The 21858-nt window shown below is 67.4% G+C and carries 19 protein-coding genes and 1 pseudogene; 9 read left to right on the top strand and 11 right to left on the bottom strand.

Annotated features, from left to right (window positions below):
• Positions 1 to 2335: EAL domain-containing protein (locus RWO33_RS08130; RefSeq protein ID WP_314104066.1), on the top strand; the 2335-nt coding region annotated here is incomplete at its 5' end.
• Between the two features lie 113 nt (positions 2336 to 2448).
• Here RWO33_RS08130 and RWO33_RS08125 read toward each other — a convergent pair.
• The 6 genes from RWO33_RS08125 to RWO33_RS08100 all read right to left on the bottom strand — a co-directional run bounded on the left by RWO33_RS08125 (position 2449) and on the right by RWO33_RS08100 (position 6852).
• On the bottom strand, positions 2449 to 2706 hold the full coding sequence (locus tag RWO33_RS08125) for a hypothetical protein (protein ID WP_314104064.1): 258 nt from the start codon (positions 2704 to 2706) through the stop codon (positions 2449 to 2451).
• A 97-nt stretch (positions 2707 to 2803) separates the two neighbouring features.
• Positions 2804 to 3994 carry a methyl-accepting chemotaxis protein gene (locus RWO33_RS08120; RefSeq protein WP_145477694.1) on the bottom strand — a complete coding sequence of 397 codons (1191 nt, stop codon included), beginning with the start codon at positions 3992 to 3994 and terminating at the stop codon, positions 2804 to 2806.
• 183 nt (positions 3995 to 4177) lie between these two features.
• On the bottom strand, positions 4178 to 4792 hold the full coding sequence (hflD, locus tag RWO33_RS08115) for a high frequency lysogenization protein HflD (RefSeq protein WP_314104061.1): 615 nt from the start codon (positions 4790 to 4792) through the stop codon (positions 4178 to 4180).
• Positions 4789 to 5928, bottom strand: coding sequence for a tRNA 2-thiouridine(34) synthase MnmA (gene mnmA / locus RWO33_RS08110; RefSeq protein ID WP_314104059.1), 1140 nt, complete (start codon positions 5926 to 5928; stop codon positions 4789 to 4791). Before mnmA ends, hflD begins: the two co-directional genes overlap by 4 nt.
• On the bottom strand, positions 5925 to 6386 hold the full coding sequence (locus tag RWO33_RS08105; RefSeq protein ID WP_145477691.1) for an NUDIX hydrolase: 462 nt from the start codon (positions 6384 to 6386) through the stop codon (positions 5925 to 5927). The genes mnmA and RWO33_RS08105 overlap by 4 nt, the downstream gene beginning before the upstream one ends.
• 1 nt (position 6387) lies before the next feature.
• A complete protein-coding gene (locus tag RWO33_RS08100) occupies positions 6388 to 6852 on the bottom strand; it encodes a hypothetical protein (protein WP_314104057.1) in 465 nt (154 codons plus the stop codon).
• Positions 6853 to 6946: 94 nt separating this feature from the next.
• Here RWO33_RS08100 and clpS point away from each other — a divergent pair, with 94 nt between their 5' ends.
• Positions 6947 to 7276: an ATP-dependent Clp protease adapter ClpS gene (gene clpS, locus RWO33_RS08095; RefSeq protein ID WP_068851786.1), complete on the top strand. Its 330-nt coding sequence runs from the start codon at positions 6947 to 6949 to the stop codon at positions 7274 to 7276.
• Positions 7277 to 7613: 337 nt separating this feature from the next.
• Positions 7614 to 9896, top strand: coding sequence for an ATP-dependent Clp protease ATP-binding subunit ClpA (gene clpA, locus RWO33_RS08090; RefSeq protein WP_314104054.1), 2283 nt, complete (start codon positions 7614 to 7616; stop codon positions 9894 to 9896).
• Between the two features lie 51 nt (positions 9897 to 9947).
• Here the strand turns inward: clpA and RWO33_RS08085 are convergent, their stop codons facing one another.
• The 4 genes from RWO33_RS08085 to RWO33_RS08070 form a co-directional block, all read right to left on the bottom strand.
• On the bottom strand, positions 9948 to 10301 hold the full coding sequence (locus tag RWO33_RS08085; RefSeq protein WP_314104053.1) for a hypothetical protein: 354 nt from the start codon (positions 10299 to 10301) through the stop codon (positions 9948 to 9950).
• A 219-nt stretch (positions 10302 to 10520) separates the two neighbouring features.
• Complete coding sequence (gene infA, locus RWO33_RS08080) at positions 10521 to 10739, bottom strand: translation initiation factor IF-1 (protein ID WP_005409596.1); 219 nt, start codon at positions 10737 to 10739, stop codon at positions 10521 to 10523.
• A 172-nt stretch (positions 10740 to 10911) separates the two neighbouring features.
• Positions 10912 to 11658: a leucyl/phenylalanyl-tRNA--protein transferase gene (gene aat, locus RWO33_RS08075; RefSeq protein ID WP_314103983.1), complete on the bottom strand. Its 747-nt coding sequence runs from the start codon at positions 11656 to 11658 to the stop codon at positions 10912 to 10914.
• The gene (locus RWO33_RS08070; protein WP_314103981.1) at positions 11655 to 12785 is read right to left on the bottom strand and encodes a GNAT family N-acetyltransferase; all 1131 of its coding nucleotides are present in this window, start codon (positions 12783 to 12785) and stop codon (positions 11655 to 11657) included. Before RWO33_RS08070 ends, aat begins: the two co-directional genes overlap by 4 nt.
• A 184-nt stretch (positions 12786 to 12969) precedes the next feature.
• Here RWO33_RS08070 and RWO33_RS08065 point away from each other — a divergent pair, with 184 nt between their 5' ends.
• A complete protein-coding gene (locus RWO33_RS08065; protein WP_314103978.1) occupies positions 12970 to 13455 on the top strand; it encodes a hypothetical protein in 486 nt (161 codons plus the stop codon).
• Between the two features lie 78 nt (positions 13456 to 13533).
• Here the strand turns inward: RWO33_RS08065 and trxB are convergent, their stop codons facing one another.
• The gene (gene trxB / locus RWO33_RS08060; protein WP_145477684.1) at positions 13534 to 14505 is read right to left on the bottom strand and encodes a thioredoxin-disulfide reductase; all 972 of its coding nucleotides are present in this window, start codon (positions 14503 to 14505) and stop codon (positions 13534 to 13536) included.
• A 333-nt stretch (positions 14506 to 14838) separates the two neighbouring features.
• Between trxB and RWO33_RS08055 the strand changes: the two genes are divergently transcribed.
• From RWO33_RS08055 to crcB, 5 genes and pseudogenes are all read left to right on the top strand, one after another.
• On the top strand, positions 14839 to 17202 hold the full coding sequence (locus RWO33_RS08055; RefSeq protein ID WP_145477683.1) for a DNA translocase FtsK: 2364 nt from the start codon (positions 14839 to 14841) through the stop codon (positions 17200 to 17202).
• Between the two features lie 120 nt (positions 17203 to 17322).
• Positions 17323 to 19206 carry a DUF3857 domain-containing protein gene (locus tag RWO33_RS08050; RefSeq protein WP_314104068.1) on the top strand — a complete coding sequence of 628 codons (1884 nt, stop codon included), beginning with the start codon at positions 17323 to 17325 and terminating at the stop codon, positions 19204 to 19206.
• A 131-nt stretch (positions 19207 to 19337) separates the two neighbouring features.
• Positions 19338 to 19910: pseudogene (lolA, locus tag RWO33_RS08045) on the top strand (outer membrane lipoprotein chaperone LolA); the annotation flags it as partial.
• A 114-nt stretch (positions 19911 to 20024) separates the two neighbouring features.
• Entirely contained in the window at positions 20025 to 21326 is a 1302-nt protein-coding gene (locus tag RWO33_RS08040) for a replication-associated recombination protein A (protein WP_314103972.1), read from the top strand.
• Positions 21326 to 21730 carry a fluoride efflux transporter CrcB gene (gene crcB / locus RWO33_RS08035; protein WP_314103971.1) on the top strand — a complete coding sequence of 135 codons (405 nt, stop codon included), beginning with the start codon at positions 21326 to 21328 and terminating at the stop codon, positions 21728 to 21730. Before RWO33_RS08040 ends, crcB begins: the two co-directional genes overlap by 1 nt.
• Positions 21731 to 21858: the final 128 nt, after the last annotated feature.

Raw genomic sequence — 21858 nt, 5'->3', positions numbered from 1 at the left:
GGTCCATCCCGACGACCAGGCCGCCGTGCGCGCCGCGCTGGACGCGCACCTGCGCGGCGAAGGCGAGGTCTACGCGGCCCAGTACCGCGTGCGTCACCCGGATGGCGACTGGCGCTGGGTACTGGACCGGGGCAGGGTGGTGGCGCGTACTGTCGATGGCCAGCCACTGCGCATGGTCGGCACGCATACCGACATCCAGGCGCAGAAACAGATGGAAGCGTTGCTGCGCGAGCAGCAGGTGCACCTGCGTGAAGCGCAGCGCATCGCCAGCATGGGCAGCTGGTCGTGGGACCCGGACAGCCGCCAGTTCTGGTGGTCGCCGGAGTTCCGCGCCCTGCTCGGTGTCGGCGACGCCCGGCTGGGTGGGCGCAGGCACTGGCTGCGCCTGCTCGCGCCGCGCTCGCGCACCCTGCTGCGCCAGGCCTGGCGACGCATGCTGCGCGACAACAAGCCCAGCATGCTGGCGCTGGAGCTGCCGCGCGGGTCCGAAGGCGTGCTGCACCTGCGCGTGTGGATGCAGCCGCTGCTGGGCCCGGACGGGCGCATCCAGCGCCTGTTGGGCCAGGTCCAGAACATCACCGAACAGCACCAGACCGACGCCCTGATCCGCTGGCGTACCGAACTGCTCAACCGGGTCTCCGCGCTGGGCAGGATCGGGGGCTGCGAAATCGACGTGGCCACCCGCCACATGCAGTGGACCGAGGAGTGTTACCGCATCCACGGGCTGCGCAAGGAGCCGATCACCCTGGACCAGGCGCTTGCGCTGTATACCCAGGACTCGCGCGATGCCTTCGAAGCCGCGCTGGCCCGGATCGCCGCCGGCGGCCTGCCCGAACAGCTGGACCTGTGCTTCTACCGCCAGTCCGGCCTGCGCATCTGGGTGCAGGTGCTGATCGAGCTGGACCACCGCGACGGCCTGCCGACCCGATACGTGGTTCTGTTCCGTGACATCACCCGCGAACGCGAGGCCAACGAGCGGATCGAACTGCTCGCCCATTACGACCTGCTCACCGGCCTGCCCAACCGCATGCTGCTGCGCGAGCAGACCGGCGATGCGATCGAGGAAGCGCGCGACCGCGGCGCCGCGCTGGCGATGCTGTTCATCGACCTGGACGGCTTCAAGACCATCAACGACACCTTCGGCCACGCCACCGGCGACGCGCTGCTCAAGGCGGCCGCGTCACGCCTGCACCAGAACCTGCGCAATGCCGACCTGTTCGGCCGCTTCAACGGCGACGAGTTCATCGTGGTGCTGCGCGACCTGGCCGACCCGGAAGATGCCGGGCACGTGGCGCGCAAGCTGATCGCCTCGCTGGCCGAGCCGCTGCAACGCGGCGACACCACCTTGAAGGTGGGGGCGAGCGTGGGCATCGCGATGCTCGACGACGAACGCGCCGACTTCGACACGCTGCTGCGCGCGGCCGATGCCGCGATGCATGCGGCCAAGGAAGCCGGACGCAATACTTACCAGTACTACAGCCAGGACGCCCTGCTGCGGATCCAGCGCAAGCTGGAGATCGAGCATGGCCTGCTCGGGGCGATCGAGCGCGAGGAGTTCAGCCTGGCCTACCAGCCGCTGCTGCACGCCGCCCATGATCAGCCCCCGGCGATCGAAGCGCTGCTGCGCTGGCACCGCCCTGGGATCGGCTACTGCAGCCCGGCCGAGTTCATTCCCATTGCCGAAAAGTGCGGCGAAATCGTCCGCATCGGCGACTGGGTGCTGGCCGAGGCCTGCCGCCAGGCGGCTGCCTGGGACCGCGCCGGGCTGGTGTTCGACCGCATCGCGGTGAACGTGTCCGCCGTACAGCTGCGCGACCGCGGGTTCGCCGAGCGCGTCATCGACATCTGCCACGCCCATGGCTGGGCGCCGCAGCGCCTTGAGCTGGAACTGACCGAATCGGCGCTGATCCGCGACACCGACGTGCTGCGCCACTGTTTCGACGTGCTGGAACGGCATGGCGTGCCGCTGGCGGTGGACGATTTCGGCACCGGCTTCTCCAACCTGCATTACCTCAACCGGTTCCCGGTGGGGCGCCTGAAGATCGACCGCAGCTTCGTGCAGGGCATGCTGCACGACACCGGCACCGCTGAAGTCACCCAGGCGATCGTGCACCTGGGCCACGCGCTGGGCATGAAAGTGGTCGCCGAAGGCGTGGAGACCGAGCAGGAAGAGGCGATGCTGCGTCGCCAGGGCTGCGATGAGATCCAGGGCTACCTGTATTCCCGGCCGCTGACCCCGCGTGATCTGGCGCAGTGGTTGAAGAACGGCGGCGCGCAGGCGGTGCCGATGGCCGCGGTGCCGGGCGACGCGGTGCGGATTCCGGTTGCGCCTTGAGGGCGCGTGGGCCGGCCAACGGCCGGCGCTACCGGTGCCCGTGGACCGCGCTGCGCGCGGTGTCCGGCCAACGGCCGGGGCTACGAATTGTTACGGGCCCATTGGGATCCGTATCAATCAACCATGTCGCCGCTCAACCCCAGGTCCCACGCCAATCCCGCCAACGCGGGATCAAGTGGCGCGGGCGCCGGTGCCGTGGCCATCAATCCAGCCAGTTCCCGCTGCGCCTGCTGTTCCAGCACCGCCAGCAGCGCGCGGCCGCTCTTCGGCGCCACGGGAACCGGGGCAGGATGGGCGATGTCGCCCGCCGCGTCGGGCGACGCACCGTTACCGGCGGGGATGACCTGGCTGGGGGTGGCGTTCAACAACATGCGGCGATCTTCAGCAGGAGGGTCCGGGAACTACACGCACGAAGGCCCCGGACATGCCGGGGCCATCGTGGGTGCCATTATCGGCGTGGTACGGGGATCAGAACAGTTCCACCGCGCCGGCGGCCATGCTCTGCTGGCTCACCGGCTTGTGCGGCGGGCGCTCCCACTCGCTGCGCATGTCGCGCAGGCGGTTGCCGGTGCGCTGCAGGGCCGTGGCCACTTCGGCGTCGAACACGCCGCCATTGCGGTGCAGCAGCTCCTGCAGGCCGACCGCTTCGCGGTTGATCGAGGTCAGGCGGTCCAGGTGGGTGTGGACGCCGCCCAGGGCCTGGGTGGCGATGTCCTCGAACTGCAGGGCGCGTACCGCTTCGGCCACGCTGCTGTCGATGGCACGGCCGCACTCGGAAATCTCGCGCATGCCATCGCCCAGCGACGCATTGATCTGGGCCACGTTGTCCAGCATCGCCGCCGCTTCGTGACGCGCTTCGCGGGAGCGGTCCATGTCGCGCGAGGCCATGTTCGAGACCGTTTCGCGGACCTTGGCGATGGCGTCCTTGGAGCTGTGCGCCAGCTTGCGGATCTGCTCGTTGAAGGTGGTGGAGCGCTCGGACAGGTTGCGCACCTCGTCGGCCACCACGGCGAAGCCGCGACCGGCCTCACCGGCACGCGCCGCTTCGATGGCCGCGTTCAGCGCAAGCAGGTTGGTCTGGTCGGCGATCGACTTGACGTCTTCGAGCAGCGAGAAGATCCCATCCAGGTGCTGCGCCATCTGGTCGATGTGCTGCACGGTGGTGCTGCTCTGGCCACTGACCTGTTCCAGCGCTTCCACCAGCTGTTCCATGCGGTTGCTGGCGTGCTGGGCGAAGCGGGCCACGTCGACGCCGGCGCCACCGTCTTCACCGGCGCGGTCGACGATGCGGGCCAGCGCCTGGCTCTGCTGGCGTGACTTGCGGTTCATCGCGTCGAAGCTGCCGCCGAGGCCGGCCACGGCCTGGCGGATCAGGTCACGGGCGCGTTCGATCTCGCCCCGCGATCCGTCGATTTCGTTGCCGACGAAGGTACGCAGCTCGGTCAGCAGCTGGTCCTGCTCACGCATCAGGCGCGCGTGTTCCGGCGAACGCTGGGTCTGGGCGCGGGCGGTCCACCAGGCAAAGCCCAGCCAACTCAGGGTCATCGTGGTCAGCAGCGCCCAGGTGAGGGCGGCCGGCCAGTCGAAGCCGATCGCGAAAGGAAGCAGCAGGGTCAGGACCAGGGGGGCGGCCAGACTAGTGAAAAGGCGTGAGTACATAAACGTTCTCGGGGAGGTGCACGGAGAATGTATCGGCCGTACCCCCGATTGCTTTAGGCACGGCGCACTTTTTGTGCGCCGGCAGGTGATCACCGTTGGTCGTCACACCTTTCCGGTAGGTAACGACCGTTGGTCGTCACACCTTTCCGGTAGGTGACGACCGTTGGTCGTCACAGCTCACCGTCAGCGCAGCTGACGGTCCACCGCCTCGATCATCGCCTTGCGCGAGATCAGGAAATCCCAGTACTGGCCGCCGGTCTGGCGCCACAGCACCGCCGAACGCACCGCCGCCAGCAGCAGCGCGCGGATCTCGGCCACCACCCCGGCCTGGCCCAGGTAGTGCGGGTTGCCCTGCACCATCACCCGCGGCTTGAGATGGCTGATGGTGTCGGCATACAGCCCGCCCAGGCTGGCCAGCACGTCGGGATGGGCACTGTCGTTCAGCGCCAGCGCCTGGCGCCGGGCGCGGGCGATGCCCTCGCTGACCTGGTCGACCACCGCATGCTCACGGACGAAGCGACGCTCCAGCTGCAGCACCGCCAGCGCCAGCCGCGGCAGGATGTCGTCCTGGCCCTGGCTGCGAAAATAGTTGTGCAGCAGGCGCAGGCCAGGCGCCACATTGGCCGCGCTGCCGTACACGGCCTGCGGGCTGTCCGCGTCGATCCGGAACACGCTGTCGATCGCGGTACGGACCACGCTGGCCTCGGAATGGCCGGTTTCGGCGATGCGGCGCACCTGCTGCAGTGCCTGGGCAATGCCGGCCAGGGCAAGGACGCGGTCGTCGATCGAAAAACTCATGCAGCAGATACCTCGAAGGGGGAAGGGGCGGTGCGCAGGCGCTGTTCCAGCGGGGCGTCGGTGGCGGCGATGACCGCGCCACCGAGGCAGACCTCGTCGTCATACAGCACCAGGGATTGGCCGGGGGTGACGGCGCGCTGCGGCCGCGCGAAGCGCACGTCCACGGTGCCATCGTCACGGACCCGCACCGTGCACGGTTCGTCCGGCTGCCGGTAGCGGGTCTGCGCCGTGCACTCGAAACTGCGGGCGGGCGGGGCGCCGGCGATCCAGTGCGCGGTTTCCGAGTGCAGCCGGGTCGACTGCAGCCACGGGCTTTCCCGGTCCTGGTCCACGTACAGCACGTTGCTGGCCACGTCCTTGCCAACCACGTACCACGGCGCCGCCGGGCGGCCGCGCACGCCGCCGATGTTCAGGCCCTCGCGCTGGCCCAGCGTGAAATAGAACACGCCGGGGTGTTCGGCGATGACCGTGCCGTCCGGGTCCTGGATCGGGCCGCTGCGCGCGGGCAGGTAGCGGCCCAGGAATTCGCGGAAGTCACGCTCGCCGATGAAGCAGATGCCGGTGGAATCCTTCTTGGCATGGGTGGGCAGGCGCGCGTCGCGGGCGATCCGGCGCAGGTCGTTCTTCTGCAGGTCGCCGATCGGGAACAGGGTAGCGGCCAGCTGGGCCTGGCCAAGCTGGTGCAGGAAGTAGCTCTGGTCCTTGCTGCGGTCGGCCCCGCGCAGCAGCGCCCACTGCCCACCCAGCCGGGCCACGCGGGCGTAATGGCCGGTGGCGATGCGCTCGGCGCCCAGCTCGCGGGCGGCATCCAGGAAGTGCTTGAACTTCACCTCGCGGTTGCACAGCACGTCAGGGTTGGGGGTGCGGCCGGCGGCGTACTCGGCCAGGAAATGCGCGAACACGCCCTCCCAGTACTCGCTGGAGAAGTCGCGGAAATGGAATGGAATGTCCAGCAGGCCACACACCGCAACGGCGTCGCGGCGATCGTCCTCGGCGCGGCAGTCGCCGCTGCCGTCATCGGCCCAGTTCTGCATGAACAGTCCGGCCACCGGCTCGCCCTGCTGGACCAGCCGCCAGGCGGCGACGGACGAATCCACGCCACCGGACACGCCGACCATGATGCGCGGGGTGCTCATGCGACCTCCCTGACCAGGCTCAGCGGGTGGCGATGGCCGGCCAGGAAGTCGGCCACGACCTCCCAGACCAAGGGGCTGCGCAGGCGCGAGGGGGTGGCCTGCAGCTCGGCCGGGTCCAACCACAGCGCACGCAGGATGCCGGTGTCCAACGGCCGGTCCGGGTCATGCGACACCGGCTCGGCAGCGTAGGCGAAGCGCAGGAACGGGGTGCCGTCCGGCGCGGTCCATTGATAAGTGCCGATGAAGGCGGTCAGGCGCACCGTCCAGCCCGATTCCTCCAGGGTTTCGCGCACGGCGGCGGCGGCCAGACTTTCGCCCGGCTCCAGGTGGCCCGCCGGCTGGTTGAGCACGGCGCGGCCGTCGATGGCTTCTTCCACCAGCAACAGGCGCCCGTCCCTGGCCACCACGGTGGCCACGGTGACATGCGGCGCCCAGCGCAGGTCCTGCACTTCGTTCACGTCAGTACTCGTCCGTTCCGGTCAGTTCAAGTTCCATGGCATCGGCGGTGTTCATGGCCGCGTCGATGGCGTCACCCAGCGCATCGGCGCTGGCGTTGGCATCCACTTTCACCACGAACATGGCCAGCTGGTCCTGCTTGACCCAGGCGCCCAGCTTGGCGTCCTGCGAGTCTTCCAGCAGGCGGTTGGCGATGGCGGCGGAGAACTGCTTGCCCGGCGCGTTGTAGCCGGGCGACCAGATCTCGCGGATCCTGTGCTTGCCATATTCCTCCACCGTCGAGCGCACGAACACCAGCTGAGTGCGGTCGCCTTCCACGTCGAACAGCAGCTTGTAGTCGCCATCCTCGTCGATCTCGTAGGGGTACTTCAGTGTATCCAGCACGCGGCCGACGCCCGGGTCGGGTGCTGCGGCCTGGGCCCCGGACACGGTGGCGGCCAACAGGAGCGCGGTGGCAATCCTTTTCATGAAATCCCTGTGAAAGTCGATGCTCATGCACGGATTGTGACGGGGGCAGGGGGGCAACGTCCAATCCGGCCGGTCCGGCGTTTATAATGAGCGGATGCCTCGCGAGCCCTCCCAAGAACCCCACCACGACCACGGCGTAGCGCTGGAACCGGCCCGGCCGGAGGTCGCGCCGCCGCCGTTCTACCAGGTCATGCTGTTGAACGACGACTACACCCCGATGGATTTCGTCGTGACCGTGCTGCAGCACTTCTTCTCCATGGACCTTGAAAAGGCCACCCAGGTGATGCTCAACGTGCACACCCGTGGGCGCGGGGTCTGCGGCGTGTTTACCCGTGAAGTGGCCGAGTCCAAGGTGGCCCAGGTCAATGAATTCTCGCGCATGAACCAGCATCCGCTGCTGTGCACGATGGAAAAGGCCGGCTGATTCGCCCGTGCCGGCGCCCCGGTTGATTGATCCAGATCCCTATGGGCCCACGACGATTCGTAGCGCCGGCCGTTGGCCGGCCCACGCATCCTGTCCCCGATGGCCGCTCCCGGCCCCTATGCCCGTCCCTGTCTGAAACAGCGCCGGGGACTGCCGGGTAGGCGGGGCGCTTGCAATCTCTCGATGACGTCGCCATCACGGGCAGGCAGCCAATGCTGGCGTCGTCTCGGGCATGATCATGCAAGTGCTAACGCCATCTGAACGCACCGATCCGCTAGGGTGATGGAAATTAAGCAGGTAGGCCGCATATTGTTCTCAACTGCCGCCGGAGTAGAACATGTTCAGTAAAGACCTCGAACACACCATCGGTCAGTGCTACAAGCGCGCCCGTGAGGCCCGCCATGAGTTCATGACGGTGGAACACCTGCTGCTGGCACTGCTCGACAACCCGTCCGCCCAAGCCGTGCTCAAGGCCTGCGGGGCCGACGCCGAACGCCTGCGCCAGGAACTGGAGCAGGCCATCGAGGCCTCGGTGTCCCGCCTGGCCGAGGATGACGGACGCGACACCCAGCCCACCCTGGGCTTCCAGCGCGTGCTGCAACGCGCCGTGTACCACGTTCAGTCCTCGGGCAAGAAGGAGGTCACCGGCGCCAACGTGCTGGTCGCGATCTTCGGCGAGAAGGACTCGCACGCGGTCTATTACCTCAACCAGCAGGACGTGACCCGGCTGGACATCGTCAATTACCTCTCCCATGGCATCGCCAAGCTGGGCGAGGAGGGCGAAGTGCCGCCGTCGTCGGACGCCGAGGGGCGCGCCGAGGGTGGGGATGGCGAGGGCAAGGGCGACGCCCTGGCCGAATTCGCCAGCAACCTCAACGAAGCCGCGCGCAACGGCCGGATTGATCCGCTGGTCGGGCGCCGCGACGAGATCGAGCGCACCATCCAGGTCCTGTGCCGCCGCCGCAAGAACAACCCGCTGTATGTCGGCGAAGCCGGCGTGGGCAAGACTGCCATCGCCGAAGGCCTGGCCAAGCGCATCGTCGAAGGCTCGGTGCCCGAAGTACTGGCCGACGCGGTGATCTACTCGCTCGACCTGGGCGCGCTGGTGGCCGGCACCAAGTACCGCGGCGACTTCGAGAAGCGCCTCAAGGGCGTGCTGACCGCACTGAAGAAGATGCCCAACGCAGTGCTGTTCATCGATGAGATCCACACCATCATCGGTGCCGGTTCGGCGTCGGGCGGCACCATGGACGCCTCCAACCTGATCAAGCCGGCGCTGGCGTCGGGCGAGCTGCGCTGCATCGGCTCGACCACGTTCCAGGAATACCGCGGCATCTTCGAGAAGGACCGTGCGCTGGCACGCCGCTTCCAGAAGATCGACATCGTCGAGCCCACGGTGGGCGAAACCTACGAGATCCTGCAGGGCCTGAAGCCGAAGTACGAAGCGCACCACGGCGTGACCTACGCCGATGACGCACTGCAGGCGGCGGTGGACCTGTCGGTCAAGCACATCGGCGACCGCCTGCTGCCGGACAAGGCCATCGACGTGATCGACGAAGCCGGTGCCCGCCAGCGGCTGCTGCCCGACGGCGAGCGCAAGGAGCTGATCGACATCGAGGAGATCGAAACCATCGTGGCGAAGATGGCGCGTATCCCGGCCAAGCAGGTCAGTGCGACCGACAAGGATGTGCTGCAGCACCTGGAGCGCAACCTGAAGATGGTGATCTTCGGCCAGGATCCGGCCATCGAAACCCTGTCCTCGGCGATCAAGCTGGCCCGATCGGGCTTGGCCAACCCGGAAAAGCCGATCGGCAACTTCCTGTTTGCCGGCCCCACCGGCGTGGGCAAGACCGAGGTGACCAAGCAGCTGGCGCTGCAGCTGGGCATCGAGCTGGTCCGCTTCGACATGAGCGAGTACATGGAGCCGCATTCGATCAGCCGCCTGATCGGTGCGCCTCCGGGCTATGTCGGCTTCGACCAGGGTGGCCTGCTCACCGAGAAGATCGTCAAGACCCCGCACTGCGTGCTGCTGCTGGACGAGGTGGAGAAAGCCCACCCGGACATCTTCAACATCCTGCTGCAGGTCATGGACCGCGGCGTGCTCACCGACACCAACGGGCGCGAAGCGAACTTCAAGAACGTGGTGCTGGTGATGACCACCAATGCCGGCGCGGCCCAGGCCTCGCGGCGTTCGATCGGCTTCACCCGCCAGGACCATGCCACCGATGCGATGGAGATCATCCGCAAGAGCTTCACGCCGGAATTCCGCAACCGCCTCGATGCGGTGGTGCAGTTCCAGCCGCTGGGCTTCGAGCACATCCTGCGCGTGGTGGACAAGTTCCTGATCGAGCTGGAGATGCTGCTGCAGGAAAAGCACGTCAGCCTGTCGGCCACCCCGACCGCGCGCGACTGGCTGGCCCGCCACGGCTTCGACCCGCTGATGGGTGCCCGCCCGATGGCGCGCGTGATCCAGGACAAGATCAAGCGTCCGCTGGCCGACGAACTGCTGTTCGGCAAGCTGGTCAACGGCGGCCGGGTCAGCATCGATGTCCGCGACGACGAGCTCTTCGTCGAAACCCAGGCCGAGCCGGAACGGTTGTTGCCCGCCACGGTGGAGTGATCCAGGTCCCAGAAAAAACGCCCCGGGAGGGGCGTTTTTTTCTGCGCGGTGTTACCGCGAGCGTGAGGCGAACTCTTCCGCGCTGATCGGCTTCACTTTATCCACCGAACAGGACTGACTGTCGGTCACCAGGCGGCTGGTGCCTGCGCACAGCTGGTTCTCCTGGGAGGGGGTGTCGAAGCGCAGCTTTCGCGAAGTTGCCGCGCTGCTGCAGGAGCGGGTGAAGCGGACCACGTAGTGGTCGCTGCCACTGCGCAGCAGTACGCTCTGCCCAGCGTTGTTGCGCACGATCTGACGATCGCTGGAAAGGGCGACGCATTCGCCTGCGCCGGGCGCGGTTTGAGCCGCCGCGCTACCGGCAAGGGTGTACACGGCGAGCAGGCAAAGCGGGATCAGGGTCTTCATGTCGGGGGCCAGTCGCATACGGTCCGGAGTGGACCAGTGCTTACACTGCGCTCAATCCGCGCTAGGCGAATCTGCAGCAAGGCAGGCTGACTTACGTCAGGGTGGCGTGGGGCATAGTGACTGCCGGCAGGGTCCGCTTGGCTGAATGGCACCCACGCAAAAAGGCCAGCGCAGGGCCGGCCCTCGATTGCGTCTTCCCGTGGGAAGTCGCCTTGCCGCTTACTTCATGCGGTAGGTGATGCGACCCTTGGTCAGGTCGTACGGGGTCATTTCGACCTTCACGCGGTCGCCCGTCAGGATGCGGATGTAGTTCTTGCGCATGCGGCCGGAGATGTGGGCGATGATTTCATGCCCATTTTCCAGTCGTACGCGGAAAGTGGTGTTCGGCAGCGTCTCGCTGACGGTGCCTTCGAACTCGATGGAGTCGTCTTTCGACATGTAGTCCTGTGCAGTTCTATAAACGGCCGAGCTGGCCTTAAGAGCGGGCATTTTACGCGCAACCGCCCCCACATGCAAAGTTTATGTTAACCGCAGCGGCCCAGCGCTGTCCGCCGCCGAACGCAATCCCGGTAGCGCCGGCCGTTGGCCGGCCCAGGCGCCGCCCGCCACCTCACGACGCCCGACCCACCAGCGCCGCCACCGACACTTCCCCAACCCGTGCTGTCCAGGCTCCCGGCGCCTCATCCCTCCGCACCAGCTCGCGGACCATCCCCAGGAACTGCTCCCGCGGCCAATGCTCGGCGCCCATCCGCAGCAGATGGTCGTTCTCCACCTGCGCATCGATCAACGGCCAGCCCCATTCCCCCAACGTGTGTGCCAACCCGGCCAGCGCCACCTTGGAACCGCCGCTGCTGGCGCTGAACATGCTTTCCCCGAAAAACATCCGGCCCATCGCCACGCCATAGATGCCGCCCACCAGCCGGTCGCCCTCCAGCACTTCGATTGAATGGGCAAAACCGAGCGCATGCAGCGCCTCGTAGGCCTCCATCATGTCGCGGGTGATCCACGTGCCGTCCTGCCCCGGGCGAGGGCTGGCGGCGCAGGCCTCGATCACCTCGCGGAAGCGGGTGTCCGCGCGCAGCACCCAGTTGCTGCCGCGCAGGCTGCGCCGGAAACGGGACGACAGGTGCACCCCGTCGGTGCGGAACACCATGCGCGGGTCCGGCGACCACCACAGCAGCGGCTGGCCTTCCGAGAACCACGGGAAGATGCCGCCGGCGTAGGCATTCAGCAGCCGCACCGGCGACAGGTCGCCGCCCAGCGCCAGCAGCCCGTCCGGCTCGCGCAACGCGGTTTCGGCCGGCGGGAAGGGCGCGTCAGGGCGGTCGTCCAGCCGCCAGGGCAGGTGGCGGGTCATGTGGCCGTGCCGTCCTTGAACGGGCTGTGGTCGGCCAGCACCCGCGCATAGCGCTGCACCTCCTGCCGTTCCTGCTCGCACCAGCCGGCCAGCGCCTCGGCGAACGCCGGTTCGGCGATCCAATGGCGGCTGCGTACCGGTTGTGGCAGGAAGCCCCGGGCCAGCTTGTGCTCGCCCTGGGCACCGGGTTCGAACCGGGACAGCCCTTCGCGCAGGCAGTACTCGATGCCTTGGTAATAGCAGGTCTCGAAATGCAAGCCGGGCAGGGTGGCGCCACCCCAGTAGCGGCCATACAGGGTGTCGGCGCCGCGCAGGCACAGCGCCCCTGCTATGGGCTGCTCGTCGTGCACGGCCAGGAACATCACCAGCTGGCGCGGCATCGTGGCGGCCAGGTGCTGCAGGAAGGGCAGGGTCAGCGCCGGCGAATTGCCGTACTCGCTGAAGGTCTGCAGGTAGAAGCCATGCATCGCCTGCAGGTCGGCGGCGCTCGCCTCATCGCCGTGCACGATGCGGTAGCTGACGCCGCTGCGCGCCAGCTTGGCGCGTTCCTGGCGGATGTTCTTGCGGTGTTTGTGGTCCATCGCGGCGAGGAAGCTGGTGAAGTCGCTCCAGTCGCCCGGGTTGTGCCACTGGAACTGGATGTCCTCGCGCAGCAGCCAGTCCGTGCCGAATGCGGTGTCGTCATCTGCTGCATGGAAGTTGACGTGGGCCGACGACCAGCCCATCCGGCCCACTTCGTCGCGCAGGGCCGCCACCAGGGTCTTTGCCGTAGCGGCATCCCGGGCGAGCAGTCGCGGTCCCGTCACCGGCGAATACGGCACCGCGCCCAACCACTTTGGGAAGTAGTCCAGCCCATGCCGGGCATAGGCGTTGGCCCAGGCATGGTCGAACACGAATTCGCCGTGCGAGTTGTCCTTCAGGTAGCCGGGAATGGCCCCGACCAGCTGGCCGTCGTCCCACACCGTGAAATGGCGCGGCCGCCAGCCCCATTCGGCACGCAGGCAGCCGTGCTCCTCCAGGCCAGACAGAAAGGCATGGCTGACAAACGGGTTGCACCCGTCATGCAGGGCGTCCCAGTCGGCGGCGGGAAGATCGGCGAGGCGATGGAGAAAGCGCGTATCGGGCATGGCCAAAGGATAGGGCACGACGATGGCAATGGGGGCCTTTTAGGCTGCGCCGATGGAGTCAGTCAGTGCGATTGAAAAGCCGATTGGTGCACGTCCGAAAGCGTGAGGTGGTGCCCGCAGCTTTCCCGGCGGACGGCGCACATTTGCCACCCGCTTCAAGCCTGAAGCGTGACGGTGCAGGGAGATGGCAGTGGCAGTCAAACAATTGCAGCATCTGGCAGGAGCCGGCGGTCTGCTCCTGATGATGGGTTCGGCAGGCGCAACAGTCGTGCCGCCTCCGTTCGTGGACAGCGCCAGAATGGCGGATGCGTCGGCCGAAGTTTCGACCACCTGGTATATCGACGCAGAGCTGATTCTGCTGCTCGAGAAGCAGGCATCCGTGGCGGTGTCGCGTTACCGCGGGGCAGATACGTCCTCTCCGTTGATCGACGTGCGCGTTTCGATAGACATGAAAGGTCGCACCATGACAGTCGATTTCGGGGCGGGTGTTCCCCGTGGCTCCGATGTCGCACGACGGTTGCTGATCCCGCTGGCCATGACCTTGCGGCAGCACGCCGAGCAGGCAGGGCTTCCGATTCGTGAAGTGAAGTTCGAGAAGCAGGGGACGCCGCTCAAGCGCTATGGACCTGAGGATCTCGTCGCGTCGCCAACGGCGGAGGAGGATAATTAGTAGCACGAGTGCGGACCCGTCCAAAAAAAAGGCCGGTGCACTGGCACCGGCCTTCGATTCCATGCTGTCCGCGTGGGCTCAGCCCAGCTCGCCCTTCGCGTCCAGGTAGCGCTCCGCGTCCAGGGCGGCCATGCAGCCGAAGCCGGCCGAGGTGATGGCCTGGCGGTAGTGCTGGTCGGCCACGTCGCCGGCGGCGAACACGCCTTCGACCGAGGTCTGGGTGGCGTTGCCGCCCAGGCCCGAGCGGATTTCCAGGTAGCCGTTGTTCATGGCCAGCTGGCCGTCGAACAGGCTGGTGTTGGGATGGTGGCCGATGGCGACGAAGAAGCCGTGGGCGTCGATGTCGCGGGTGCTGCCGTCCAGGGTGGACTTCACGCGCACGCCGGTGACGCCGGCGTCGTTGCCCAGCACTTCTTCCACCTGATGGTGCCACACGGTCTCGATCTTGCCCGAGGCGACCTTCGCGAACAGCTTGTCCTGCATGATCTTTTCCGCCTTGAGGGTGTCGCGGCGGTGGACCAGGTAGACCTTGCGGGCGATGTTGGACAGGTACAGCGCCTCTTCCACGGCGGTGTTGCCGCCGCCCACCACGACCACGTCCTGGTCGCGGTAGAAGAAGCCGTCGCAGGTGGCGCAGGCCGACACGCCGCGGCCCTTGAAGGTCTCTTCGGTCGGGATGCCCAGGTACTTGGCGGTGGCGCCGGTGGCGATGATCAGCGCGTCGCAGGTGTACTCGGCGCTGTCGCCGATCAGCTTGAACGGGCGCTGCTGCAGGTCGGCGGTGTGGATGTGGTCGAAGATCACTTCGGTCTCGAAGCGCTCGGCGTGGGCCTGCATGCGCGCCATCAGGTCCGGGCCCATCAGGCCGTGGGCATCGCCCGGCCAGTTGTCCACCTCGGTGGTGGTCATCAGCTGGCCGCCCTGCTGCAGGCCGGTGATCACCACCGGGTTCAGGTTGGCGCGTGCGGCGTAGACCGCTGCGGTCCAGCCGGCGGGGCCGGAACCGAGGATGACCAGCTTCTGGTGGCGGGAAGGCTTGGAATTGCTCATGTAGACTCGCAAAGAGATGATGGGGCGGGGCGCTGGCGATGCATTGCACAGCGTCCAAGGCAGGTCGGCAGGCCACGACCGTCGGTCGTGGCGCAAACGGGTAGGCCACGACCGTTGGTCGTGGCGCGACCTATAGAGTGGCGGCAGGAAGCGGCGGGTTCAAGGCGAACGGTGGAACGGCGCGACCCGGAGGGTGGGGCCGATGGCACGCGGCGGGGTTTTGGCGGTGATGGCTGCGGTGAGGTGTCACGACCAACGGTCGTGACCTACCGGGGCGCGGCTCAGTCGTTTATTATCAAGGACTAACAGTGCATTCCCAAGGTGTGGTCTAAGGTGGCGAAGCAGGTTCCCGAACGATCCAAGTCTCCCGACGGCAAAGCGGCGTCGCGCCGTGCTGCGGCTGCGGCGCCGGTCGACAACCCGCGCCGGCAGCGCCTGTGGCGCGACCTCGGCCTGATCGCGATAGCGCCGGCGCTGCTGTATCTGGTCGCCAGTCTGTTTACCTATTCGGCGAGCGACCCGGGCTGGTCGCATACCGGCAGCGTGGTGGCGCCGATCCAGAACATGGGCGGCCGGGTAGGGGCGTGGATTGCCGACGTGCTGCTGCAGCTGTTCGGTTTCATGGCCTTCCTGCTGCCGGTGGTGCTGGGGGCGCTGGCCTGGTTCGCGATGTTCGGCCTCAAGCGTGAGAGCAAGGGCGAGCACGACCTGGATCCGGCGCTGCGGCTGGTCGGGCTGGTCGGGTTCCTGATTGCCGGCACCGGTTTCCTGCACCTGCGCCTGTTCAATGGCGATGTCGGCCATGCCGGTGGCATCCTCGGCCGGCTGGTCGGCAACTCGCTCAGCGCCGGTTTTGGCGCGCTGGGCGCGAACATGTTCGTGCTCGTGCTGCTGCTGGCTTCGATCACCCTGGCCACTGGGATTTCGTGGTTCGTGGTGATGGAGAAGATCGGCCGTGCGGTGCTTGCGCTGCCGCCGCTGCTGAACAAGAAGAAGGACCAGGCCAGCGAATGGCAGCAAACCCGTGCGATGCGCGAGGAGCGCCAGGAGGTCCGCAAGGTCGACGCGGAGGTCCGCGCCAAGCGTGAGCCAGTCAAGATCGAGCCGCGTCCCGAGCCGGTGCTGGAGAAGAGCGACCGCGCCAAGCGCGAGACCCAGATTCCGATGTTCCGCGGCGTCAACGGCGACGGCTCCGACCTGCCGCCGCTGGCGCTGCTGGACGATCCCAAGCCGCAGCCGAAGGGCTACGACGAAACCACGCTGGAAACGCTGTCGCGGCAGATCGAGTTCAAGCTCAAGGATTTCCGCATCGACGCGCAGGTGGTGGGCGCCTATCCGGGTCCGGTCATCACCCGCTTCGAGATCGAACCGGCGCCGGGCATCAAGGTCAGCCAGATCAGCTCGCTGGACAAGGACATCGCGCGCGGCCTGTCGGTGAAGTCGGTGCGCGTGGTCGATGTGATCCCGGGCAAGTCGGTGGTGGGGCTGGAAATCCCCAACGTCACCCGCGAAATGATCTACCTGTCCGAGCTGCTGCGCTCCAAGGAGTACGACAAGTCGGCCAGCCCGCTGACCCTGGCGCTGGGCAAGGACATTGCCGGCCGCCCGACCGTGGCCGACCTGGCGCGCATGCCGCATCTGCTGGTGGCCGGTACTACCGGTTCGGGCAAGTCGGTGGCGGTCAATGCCATGGTGCTGAGCCTGCTCTACAAGGCCTCGCCGAAAGACCTGCGGATGCTGATGATCGACCCGAAGATGCTCGAGCTGAGCGTCTACCAGGGCATTCCGCACCTGCTCGCGCCGGTGGTGACCGACATGAAGGAGGCCGCCAACGGACTACGCTGGTGCGTGGCCGAAATGGAGCGGCGCTACAAGCTGATGAGCGCGGTGGGCGTGCGCAACCTGGCCGGCTTCAACAAGAAGGTCAAGGACGCCGAGGACGCCGGCCAGCCGCTGATGGATCCGCTGTTCAAGCCCAACCCGGAGCTGGGCGAGGCACCGCGTCCGCTGGAGACCTTGCCGTTCATCGTGATCTTCATCGACGAATTCGCCGACATGATGATGATTGTCGGCAAGAAGGTCGAAGAGCTGATCGCGCGGTTGGCGCAGAAGGCGCGTGCCGCGGGCATCCACCTGATCCTGGCCACCCAGCGCCCGTCGGTGGACGTGATCACCGGCCTGATCAAGGCCAACATTCCCACCCGCATCGGCTTCCAGGTCAGCTCGAAGATCGACTCGCGCACCATCCTCGACCAGTCCGGCGCGGAAACCCTGCTCGGCCACGGCGACATGCTGTACCTGCCGCCGGGCACCGCGCTGCCGGACCGCGTGCATGGCGCGTTCGTGTCCGATGAGGAAGTGCATCGCGTGGTCGAACACCTGAAGGCCAGCGGGCCGGCCGACTACATCAGCGGCGTGCTCGACGAAGTACAGATGATGGGCGATGGCGTGGTGGTCGGCGCCGGCGGGCTGCCCGAGTCCAGCGCGTCGGCCGGCGATGAGTCCGATCCGCTGTATGACGAGGCGGTGCGGATCGTCACCGAAACCCGCCGCGCGTCGATTTCCGGCGTGCAGCGTCGGCTCAAGATCGGCTACAACCGCGCCGCGCGCCTGATCGAGGCGATGGAAAACGCAGGCGTGGTCAGCCCCCCCGAGCACAATGGCGACCGCAGCGTGCTCGCCCCACCGCCGCCTTGACGCCACGCGCGGCGTAGCTGCGCACTCCGAGGATCCAGGATGAACCGCATGACAGGGATGCTGGTGTGGGCCTTGGCGCTGGTGCCCGTGCCGGCCTGGTCGCAGGCCGCCGTGCCGGCGATGGCGCCGGCTCCGGCTCCGGCCGCGGCTCCCGGACCGGTCGCGCCGGCCAGCGACACCCAGGCCAGCACCAACTACAGCTTCGTCCGCTACCGCGCCGATTACGTGGTGCGCGCCGACGCCGGCAACGTGCAGACCGAGGCCTATGACATCCTGCTCAAGACCAAGGCAGCGGTCGAACAGTTCAGCCAGGTTCGGCTGAGCTACAGCGAGAAGATGGAATCGCTGGAGGTGCTGGAGGCTTATACGCTCACCGCCGACGGCCAGCGCCGCGACGTGCCGGCCGATCGCATCTACACCCAGGAAAGCTATTCCAGCGCGGCGGCGGCCATGTACGCCGACCGCAAGGTGCGGGTGGTGGTGTTTCCCAACCTGGCTCCCGGCACGCGGGTGGTCTACACCACCCGGCGCACGCAGAACACGCCGTACTTCCCCGGCTACTTCGGCATGTGGGAAACCTTCAGCGTGTTTTCCCAGTACGACGACGCCACCGTGACCCTGAGCGCTCCGGCCGGCATGCCGCTGTACGTGCAGCAGCGCGGCGTGCAGGGCACCCAGTCGCCGACGATCCGCAACGGCCAGGCCACCTGGAGCTGGCGCTACCGTCGCAGCGAGCCGATGCCGGTGCAGAACTGGACCGCAGCGGCCTGGGAATTCAGTCCCGGCATCATGGCCAGTACGTACCGCGACTGGGCCCAGGTGGGCAAGGCGTACCAGCTCAAGGGCGGCGAAGCGGCCCGCGTCACCCCCGGCATCCAGGCGCTGGCCGATGAGATCACCCGTGGCATCAGCGACCGCCGCGAACAGGCGGCCGCGCTGTACCGCTGGGTGTCGCAGAACATCCGCTACGTGGCGGTGTATCTGGGCAACGGCGGGCTTGAGCCGAACCCGGCGCAGAGCATCCTCGACAACCACTATGGCGACTGCAAGGACCACGTGGTGATCCTGGAGGCGCTGCTGGCCGCGCGCGGCATCGATAGCACGCCGGTGCTGATCGGTGCCGGCGGTGGGCCGACCCTGCCGGAGATCCCGCTGCTGGCGCGGTTCAATCACGCCATTACCTACGTGCCGGAGTTCGACCTGTACCTGGATTCGACCAGCGCCTATGCGCGCTTCGGACAGCTGCCGGAAGGCGACCTCGGTGCACCGGTGCTGCACACCCGCCCGGCCACGCTGGCGCGCACCCCGGCGAACGACGCTGCGCGCAATGGCGCCGGCTTCGAGGTGACCTTCCGCTTCGCGGCCAACGGCGACCTGCAGGGCCAGACCGTGCAGCAGCCGCGGGAAGTCAATGAGATCGGCATGCGCGGCGCGTTCGCGCGGCTCAACGCGCAGAACCGGGCCCGGGTGGAGGAGTCGATCATGGCCTCGTCCGGGTTCGATGGCAGTGGCACCCTGGACCTGCTGGGCGACCCGCAGGACCTGACCCGGCCGTTCAACTACCGCTACGACTTCCACGCCAGCGACTACGTGGATTTCGGCGTGGTCGGCGGCATGCTGCTGCCCGATCCCCCGGGCGGCGAATCGTTCCGCGACATCTATACGGCCACCTCGGCACCGGACAACGCCACGCCGTTCTACTGCAACGACAGCCTGCGCGAGGAAACCTACCGGCTGCAGTTCCCGGCAGGGACGCCGATCGTGGCGATCCCGCGCGACCTGCGGTTCCGCAATGCCGCTGGCGAATACGACCTGCACTGGCGGCGCGAAGGGCAGGACATCGTCGCCCGCCACCGCCTGCACCAGCGCGCGGTGCGGGGTGCCGAGGCGCTGTGCCAGCCGGGCGATTACGCGGCGTTCCGCGAGCTGTACCAGCAGGTGCGCCGGGGCTTCCGCGGGCAGGTGGTGTACGGCGACCTGCGCACGGTGCGGTCGGTGCCCTGATCCCCCATTCAGGATGATCTCGGCACACTGCCGGGCATCCTCCATTCCCTTGACTGGATACCCGCATGAACACCACTTTCCGCCGCTCCCTCATCGCCGCCACGCTGCTGTGCGCGAGTGTCGGCCCGGCCACCGCCTTTGCCGGCGCCCGCGATGAACTCAACAGTTTCACCAAGGACCTGAAGGGCCTGGACGGGCAGTTCAGCCAGCAGGTGATCGACAGCAAGGGCAAGGTCAAGGAAACCACCACCGGCACGGTGGCGCTGTCGGCGCCGCGCCAGTTCCGCTGGGAGTACATCAAGCCGCATGAGCAGCTGATCATCGCCGACGGCAAGACCGTGTGGGTGTATGAGAAGGACCTGGAGCAGGTGACAAAACGCGCGCAGGGCGCGCAGGAGCAGAACAGCCCGCTGACCGCGCTGATCAACCCGAAGCTGCTCGACCAGCAGTACGACGTGAGCGAGGAGGCCGCGCCGCGCGATGGCCTGCAGTGGCTGTCGCTCAGCCCCAAGCGTGAAACCGAGACCTCGTTCCAGTACGCGGCGCTGGGCTTCAATGCCCAGGGGCTGGCGCGGATGGAGGTGACCGACGCGGTCAACCAGCGCACGGTGATCAGCTTCAGCGGCTGGAAGCGCAACCCGACGTTCAAGCCGGGCACGTTCAGCTTTACCCCGCCGAAGGGCACCGACGTCATCGGGGAGTGATCCCGGCCCAGCCGAGGCGTGCAGCCGGGCAGAGCCCGGCTCTACAATACGGGCGTGGCTAGACTCCGAACGACATCCCCCGGGCCCGATCTGCTGAGCGTGGATCGGGACAACATGCGCCCGCTGGCCGAGCGCATGCGCCCGCAGACCCTGGACGAAATGGTCGGGCAGAAGCGCCTGCTCGCGCCGGGCAGCGCGCTGCGCCGGGCGGTCGAGTCCGGGCATGTGCATTCGATGATCCTGTGGGGGCCGCCGGGCTGCGGAAAGACCACGCTGTCGCTGCTGCTGGCACACTATGCCGACGCGGAATTCCGCGCGATCTCGGCGGTGCTGTCCGGGCTGCCGGAGGTGCGGGTGGTGCTGGCCGAGGCCGCGCAGCGCTTCGCCGAAGGCCGCCGCACCGTGCTGTTCGTCGACGAAGTGCACCGATTCAACAAGGCCCAGCAGGATGCGTTCCTGCCGCATATCGAGCGCGGCACCATCGTCTTCGTTGGCGCCACCACTGAAAACCCCTCGTTCGAGCTCAATTCGGCCCTGTTGTCGCGCTGCCGCGTGCACGTGCTGGAAGCGGTGTCGCCGGCCGACATCGTGGAAGCCCTGGAGCGGGCGCTGCACGACGGCGAGCGTGGACTGGGCAGCGAGAACCTGCAGGTCAGTGCCGAGGCGCTGCTGGAAATCGCCACCGCCGCCGACGGCGATGTGCGGCGCGGGCTGACCCTGCTGGAGATCGCGGCCGAGCTGGCCGGCGGCGATGGTGGCCGGATCAGTCCGGAGATGCTGGTGCAGGTGCTGGCCGACCGCACCCGTCGCTTCGACAAGGGCGGCGAGCAGTTCTACGACCAGATCTCGGCCCTGCACAAATCGGTGCGCAGCTCCAATCCGGATGCCGCGCTGTACTGGCTGACGCGGATGCTCGACGGTGGCTGCGATCCTTCCTACCTGGCGCGGCGCTTGACCCGCATGGCGATCGAAGACATCGGCCTGGCCGATCCGCGCGCGCAGTCGATGGCACTGGAAGCGTGGGACATCTACGAACGACTGGGCAGTCCGGAGGGCGAGCTCGCCTTCGCGCAGCTGGTGCTGTACCTGGCCAGCACCGCCAAGTCGAATGCCGGCTACGCGGCGTTCAACCTGGCCAAGCGGGAAGTGCGGGAAACCGGCACGCAGGAGGTGCCCCTGCACCTGCGTAACGCGCCGACCAAGCTGATGAAAGAGCTCGGCTACGGGCAGGCTTACCAGTATGACCATGATGCCGAAGGCGGCATCGCGCTGGACCAGACCGGTTTCCCGGACGCGATGGGCGAGCGCGTGTACTACCAGCCGGTGGCACGCGGCCTGGAAATCAAGTTGAAGGACAAGCTGGACCGCCTGCGTGCCGAGCGCGAGCAGGCGCGGGCGCGCAAAGGACAGGGTTGATGTTCGGCTTTGGTGTCTGGTGGCAGCAGCTCGGGCTGGTGATGCTCGGTGGCGCGCTCGGTTCCGCCCTGCGTTTCATCATCGGCAATGCGATGGGGCGCCAGTTCGGCAGCAGCTTCCCGTGGGGCACGCTGACCGCGAACCTGGTCGGTGCGTTCGCCATCGGCTACCTCGCGGTGTGGCTGCAGACCCGGGGCGACGCCGCAGTGTACTGGCGGGCCTTTGCGGTGGTCGGTGTGATCGGTGGGTTGACCACGTTCTCGTCGATGATGCTGGAGGCAGTGCTGCTGGCGCGCAATGCGCGCGGCTGGGAAATGCCGACGTATCTGGGAGTGAGCCTGGTGGCTGGCTTCGCGCTGGTATGGTTGGGGGCGCGGGCGGCGGAAGCGGCCGTCGCGCGGTGACCTGTGCAGCCAGGCAGGGCCTGGCTCTACGCCTCGATGCAAGCCATGGGTGTGTCAGGTGAGGAGCCCCCTTTTGTTAAAGGGGGCGCGCCGACGGCGCGTGGTATAGGTGGAATGCCCCGCTGCGG

Origin of the sequence: uncultured Stenotrophomonas sp. (assembly GCF_963519925.1) — a bacterium.
In the GTDB taxonomy this organism is placed as follows: Bacteria; Pseudomonadota; Gammaproteobacteria; order Xanthomonadales; family Xanthomonadaceae; genus Stenotrophomonas; species Stenotrophomonas maltophilia_AE.
Note: the sequence above shows the minus strand (reverse complement) of the source record. Positions and strands in the feature narration are given on the sequence as shown.

Bases quoted from the DNA above. Each gene is read 5' to 3' on its own strand.
- RWO33_RS08040 (WP_314103972.1), top strand. From the start codon at position 20,025: ATGCGCCCGCTGGCCGAGCGCATGCGCCCGCAGACCCTGGACGAAATG.
- RWO33_RS08050 (WP_314104068.1), top strand. From the start codon at position 17,323: ATGGCGCCGGCTCCGGCTCCGGCCGCGGCTCCCGGACCGGTCGCGCCG.
- RWO33_RS08070 (WP_314103981.1), bottom strand. From the start codon at position 12,785: ATGCCCGATACGCGCTTTCTCCATCGCCTCGCCGATCTTCCCGCCGCC.
- crcB (WP_314103971.1), top strand. From the start codon at position 21,326: ATGTTCGGCTTTGGTGTCTGGTGGCAGCAGCTCGGGCTGGTGATGCTC.
- RWO33_RS08120 (WP_145477694.1), bottom strand. From the start codon at position 3,994: ATGTACTCACGCCTTTTCACTAGTCTGGCCGCCCCCCTGGTCCTGACC.
- mnmA (WP_314104059.1), bottom strand. From the start codon at position 5,928: ATGAGCACCCCGCGCATCATGGTCGGCGTGTCCGGTGGCGTGGATTCG.
- hflD (WP_314104061.1), bottom strand. From the start codon at position 4,792: ATGAGTTTTTCGATCGACGACCGCGTCCTTGCCCTGGCCGGCATTGCC.
- RWO33_RS08100 (WP_314104057.1), bottom strand. From the start codon at position 6,852: ATGAAAAGGATTGCCACCGCGCTCCTGTTGGCCGCCACCGTGTCCGGG.
- infA (WP_005409596.1), bottom strand. From the start codon at position 10,739: ATGTCGAAAGACGACTCCATCGAGTTCGAAGGCACCGTCAGCGAGACG.
- clpA (WP_314104054.1), top strand. From the start codon at position 7,614: ATGTTCAGTAAAGACCTCGAACACACCATCGGTCAGTGCTACAAGCGC.
- clpS (WP_068851786.1), top strand. From the start codon at position 6,947: ATGCCTCGCGAGCCCTCCCAAGAACCCCACCACGACCACGGCGTAGCG.
- RWO33_RS08085 (WP_314104053.1), bottom strand. From the start codon at position 10,301: ATGAAGACCCTGATCCCGCTTTGCCTGCTCGCCGTGTACACCCTTGCC.
- RWO33_RS08065 (WP_314103978.1), top strand. From the start codon at position 12,970: ATGGCAGTGGCAGTCAAACAATTGCAGCATCTGGCAGGAGCCGGCGGT.
- aat (WP_314103983.1), bottom strand. From the start codon at position 11,658: ATGACCCGCCACCTGCCCTGGCGGCTGGACGACCGCCCTGACGCGCCC.
- RWO33_RS08125 (WP_314104064.1), bottom strand. From the start codon at position 2,706: ATGTTGTTGAACGCCACCCCCAGCCAGGTCATCCCCGCCGGTAACGGT.
- trxB (WP_145477684.1), bottom strand. From the start codon at position 14,505: ATGAGCAATTCCAAGCCTTCCCGCCACCAGAAGCTGGTCATCCTCGGT.